The sequence below is a fragment of the Mycobacterium sp. 1165178.9 genome (assembly GCF_001673555.1).
Classification (GTDB): Bacteria; Actinomycetota; Actinomycetes; order Mycobacteriales; family Mycobacteriaceae; genus Mycobacterium.
The window spans coordinates 1-5019 of sequence record NZ_LZMB01000496.1; the positions used below are offsets into that span (position 1 = coordinate 1).

The window sequence follows — 5019 nt, forward strand, 5'->3', positions numbered from 1 at the left end:
ACGACGCCCGGCGGTATGTCCGTCTGTTCAGCGATCAGCCGACCGATGCGGGTCGCGTTGTAGGGCGTGTTCGGCGCCGGCTTCAACACCATCGTGTTGCCGGCACCCAGCGCTTGGCCGAGCTTGTGAATGGTGACCTCGAAGGGGAAGTTCCAGGGCACGATTGCGCCGACCACGCCCGCCGGTTCGCGGCAGACTTTGCGAGAGGTGTTCTGTCCGGTCACCGACACGAGCGCGTCACCGAGGTCTGTTTCCCAATAGTATTCGTCGATCAGCCTGATCGGGAACTTCAGGGCGTCTTCCAGCGGAGCGTCGAGCTGCGGACCGAAAGTGATCGCGCGCGGACTTCCCGCTTCGAGGATCAACTCCTCCCGCAGCTCTTCCTTCTCTTCCTGCAGGGCTTCGTGCAGCTGAAGCAGGCACCGTTTGCGCAGTTCTTTGTTTGTCGCCCAGTCGGTTTCGTCGAAGGCACGGCGTGCGGCGTCGATTGCGCGATGCATGTCTGCCTTCGACGCATCGGCAACCTCCCCTATTACTTCTTCCGTCGCAGGATTGATATTGCTGAAGGTGCCGGCCTCGCCGTCGACGAGCTTGCCGTCGATCATCATCTTTCGTTCGAAACGGATGTCAGGCATTTCTCTCGCTCTCATGTGTAGTTAGGTCGCCGAACCGCGAAAGCCGCAACATCAACTGTCCCCGCCGATCATCGTGGCGTGGTGGCGCACCGGCGGAGCAGGCCCTCATCGTTACTCCTCACCGAACCGACCGACCAGATGCGAATTAATCCCGTCTGAGTCAAGTTGCCGCGCAACGAGATAGCCCGCTCCCATCCACCCCCGACGAGTCCACTTCCCGAAAGACACCCTGGTACCAGGGGCACCGGACGCCGCGGGCATCATCTTCACCCGCTCCAGCGCCTCCTTAAGACCTCTTGGACTCAAGGGGTGAGCTAGGGTGATTGCGCGCACCAGAGTCGAGGCAACATCGTGATTCACGACCGGAACGCAATACTGCGGGCGCCGCCCATACACAGCCTCATATTTATCGAGGAATCGCTGGCCTACCGGGTTTTGTTCGTCGTATTGATCGACCCCGGTCCAGTTCATAAAGGCGTTCCACATCACCGGATTCATCCACGCGTTTTGAAAAGCGGTGCTGGTGAAGCGTGGTGGATCCCACTTGAGCGCCTCAAGCGCTGCGTTGATAAAGACAATCCCGAAACCGAATCCGCAGTGTACAAGTGCGCTGGGTTTGGCCTCGCACATCGCGTCCACGGCTTTGGTGACATCTTGGGCAGTCTGCGCCAACGATACTTCGGCGACGATACGTATTCCCCTGCGCCGACATTCGTCTTCAAAGTTTTTGCAGTAGTTGTGGCCGGACTCAGACTGCTCCACAAAGACTCCCACCTCCCGGTGCCCGCCCTTTTCGAGAAGGTCGGCCCAGAAGATGGGCTCATCGGTGAGGGAGCCCTGCGGAAACGCAAAAGTCCACTCCCCCAACCAGTCGTCGCTACCGGTGACACTTAACGCGGGAACCCGGAAACGCTCTTCGATAGCCTCCCGGGTTGGTACGCAGTTGTCGCTGATATGCGGGCCGAACACCGCAAGGCACCCCTCGTCGACTAACTCCCCGTAGGCATCGATCACAGCCTTCACTGAGCCTTTGGGCAGACCCTCGACCTCGCGGTAGATGATCTCGAGCGGGCGGTCGATGACACCCTGTTCTCGCGCCTCGTTGAACACCAAGTCGAACGGGTCGGTGAGGTCTTTTCGCATATCCTCCGGATATACATCCGGAAGGATGAAATCCATGATGTAGCCGATCTTTACGGGTTCAGCTGTACTTTCGTAGGACATTTCGCCTCCAGTAGCGTGACGACATAAGTGCGGGATCGGTGACTACAGAGCTTCGGGCGAGGTCATCACCTCGCTGACAATTTCGGGCCTCGGCGGCAACACTTGTTGAATCACGGTTCGACGACCAGACCCGACAGATCGTCGTTCGAACGCCAGTCCTCTAAAAGCTGCTCCCACGCGTAGTACCCCAGGCCGTATGTCTCACCGGTATAGGTCCGAGGCCGCAGCTCACCTTGTTCGTCCGCGACTTCCTGCCCGTCGTTGTTGAAATATCCCGGCGTGCATTCTCGGAAGAACGCGGAGGTGTCGACAGCAACTTCGCGGACGTGGTTGACGTACGCATTTTGCGCTTCCAGGCTGGGCTCCACCGCCTGAGCGCCGCAGCTGACTGCTTGGCTGATGATCCATGCGATATGACGGCTTTGGTAGTTGAAGGTCTCAGTGGTTGAGGCGTTGAATCCACCTTGAAAGAAGCCCACGAAGAATTGGTTGGGGAATCCGTGGGTCATCACGCCGTGAAGCGTCCGGAACTCATGTGCCCAATGGTCGTACAACGATTGACCACCCCGGCCCGATATTTTGTTTATCCCCCAACGTCGTTGGAGGTCGCTGGTCACTTCGAACCCGCTTGCGAATATCAGACAGTCAACCTCGTGTTCGGCGGATTCGTGAATGAAGCCGCGGGCCGTTATGCGCTCCACGCCTCGGGTGGGGGAAACGTCGAGGAGCCGCACGTTCGGCCTGTTAAACGTGGGATAGAACTCGTCGCTCGACGCGGGCCGCTTGCACATGTGCCGATACCAGGGTTTGAGGATTGCCGCGGTTTCCTTGTCCTTGACCACAGCGTCGACGCGTGCCCGCAAGCGCTCCATGACGCGGAAGTCCATGTCCTCGCGCTTTGCCAGAAACTCTTCAGGCGATTGCGGCCAGCCCGTTTCGTTGAATTCAGCCGTGAGGTTCCTGTTGATCTCTGTCCAGATGTCGCAGATGCGGTCCTGTTCACCCGGTGTCAACCCGTCGATCGCGGCGTGGTGGAAGTTGATCTGGCGTTCGCGCTGCCAACCCGGTTTCAGTGTCGCAACCCAGGATTGGTCCGTCGGGGTGTTATGGCGTTCGTCCACGGTCGAGGGTGTACGTTGCAGCACGTACAACTGTTCGGCGTATCTGGCGAGGTACGGAATTACCTGAATGGCGGAAACGCCGGTACCGACGACTGCCACGCGCTTGTCGTTCAGCCTGTCGAGGACCGGCTCGCGCTGGTCCCCGCCGGTGTATTCGTAATCCCAACGGGCCGTATGGAAAATCTTGCCCTGGAAGTCCTCGAGTCCCGGCACATGGGGCACCTTCGGTGTGTTGATCGGGCCCATCGCCATGATGACGAAACGAGCTCGTAGATCGTCACCGCGATCCGTGCTGATACGCCAGCGTTTGATCGATTCGTCCCATCGCAGCGCGTTGACGCAGGTGTGAAACAACGCCCCCTCATACAGCCCGAATTTCCTTGCAACGCCTTGGCAATACTCGCGAATCTGCAGACCGTCGGCGAACTTTTTGGAGGGGAAGAACTGCATCTCCTCGAGCAGCGGAAGATAGCAAAATGCGTCGTTGTCACATGACAGGCCAGGGTATCTGTTCCAATACCAGACTCCCCCGAAATCACCTGCCTGCTCGATGATTCGGAAATCGGTGACACCGGCCTTGCGCAAGTGATAACCGGCAAGCACCCCGGCCCAACCACCACCGAGTACGACGACATCCACGTCCTCGCTGACCGCGCGGCGCGACACCTTAGGCATGTGTGGGTCGCTGTAGTCAAGTGCCGCAGCATCTTGGAATGCGGGTGCGTACTGCTCCTGGCCGTCGAGGCGGAGTCGGCGATCGCGCTCCTCGCGGTACTTAGTCTTTAAGGACGGGATGTCTACCTCGTGTGGGGCAGGCACGTTAGTGGGATCGCAGTTCATCGGCTAAGCCCTTCGGCGGTCTGCGGCGCGAACCGTAGCGGAAGACGTTCCATTGCAAGCAGAGCGGCATTCGGTAGGTACCGGATGTCTTCGATCGGTATCGCCAGGCTGATGTTCTTCATCCGCCTCGCTGTTTGCCTCGCCGCGACCAGCAGTTGCATACGAGCCAGTGAGATGCCCAAACACAAATGCGCGCCAGCTCCGAATGTCAAACTCTTTCGGATGTTGACTCGACTCGCCTCAAAGTGGCGCGGGCACTCGAAGACCGCTTCGTCGTCGTTTGCCGAGGCGAACAGGATGAGCAAATGTGCTCCTTCTGGAAGAGGGTTGTCGCCCAGGGTCACCGGCTTGGTTGTCACACGCGACAGTGCGCGTACCGGTGTTTCGAGGCGCAGCAGTTCCTCGATGACACGCCCCATCTCTGAATCGTCGTCAGCAGCGCTGTAGAACTGCTGAGCGATCGCGGTGTCCGTCGCGACTTTGAAGAGGATGTTGGTGAATGCCGTCGACATCGAGTCATGGGTATTGATGAGCAGCATCCGCGCGGTTGCCACCAACTCTTCGAACGTCAGCGGATCTTCGTCTGGTGTGTCTGCTCTGATGATGTCTGAGAGCATGTCGTCTTCGGGTGCCGCCATTCGTTTTCTGACGACCGCAATCAGATAGTTCTGCATCTCACAGAGCTCGTGAGCTGTCCGGATCATGTCCTCACGTGTGTTGGTGAGACTGAATTGCGACAGATAGGCGCTGCCCCAGCGCTTGATCGTGGCCATGTCGAGATCGTCAACCTGTAGTTGTTGCATGCTGAAGGCGATCGCCATCGGTAAGGCGAGATCGTGCAAGCCGTCCGCCTCACCGCGCTCTATGAAACCGTCGATCAGCTCGTCGACGAGCCGCTCGAATTGCGGTTCAAGAGCTTTCATGCGTCGCCTGCCGAACGCCTGCGACAGCAGACGGCGCACGCGGGTGTGGCGCGGTGGGTCGATGTTCGCAACGTCCGGGAAGAAGCCGCCGCCCTCGCGCGCGAGGACCTCCTTCATCTCATCAAGGTGGCCGTGGGCCATCTGCCGGTAATAGCCCAGCTCCTGGGAGAAGACGACCGGATCTCGAAGCACCGCCATCAGGTCCTCGTGTCGCGAGACCAAATACATCCCCAGGTCAGTTTCATAGTGCACCGGGTCCCCGTCACGAAGGGCCCG

General features: G+C 59.2%; 4 protein-coding genes. All 4 read right to left on the minus strand.

Features of this window, described 5'->3' with window-relative positions; genetic code table 11:
* The coding region (locus A5652_RS21240) for an aldehyde dehydrogenase family protein (RefSeq protein ID WP_156745467.1) at positions 1-608 on the minus strand (608 nt) is incomplete at its 3' end.
* A gap of 138 nt (positions 609-746) precedes the next feature.
* Entirely contained in the window at positions 747-1859 is a 1113-nt protein-coding gene (locus tag A5652_RS21245) for an ABC transporter substrate-binding protein (protein ID WP_067356257.1), read from the minus strand.
* Between the two features lie 110 nt (positions 1860-1969).
* Complete coding sequence (locus A5652_RS21250) at positions 1970-3820, minus strand: NAD(P)/FAD-dependent oxidoreductase (protein WP_067356260.1); 1851 nt, start codon at positions 3818-3820, stop codon at positions 1970-1972.
* The coding region (locus tag A5652_RS21255) for a cytochrome P450 (protein ID WP_232001299.1) at positions 3817-5019 on the minus strand (1203 nt) is incomplete at its 5' end. The genes A5652_RS21255 and A5652_RS21250, both read right to left, overlap by 4 nt.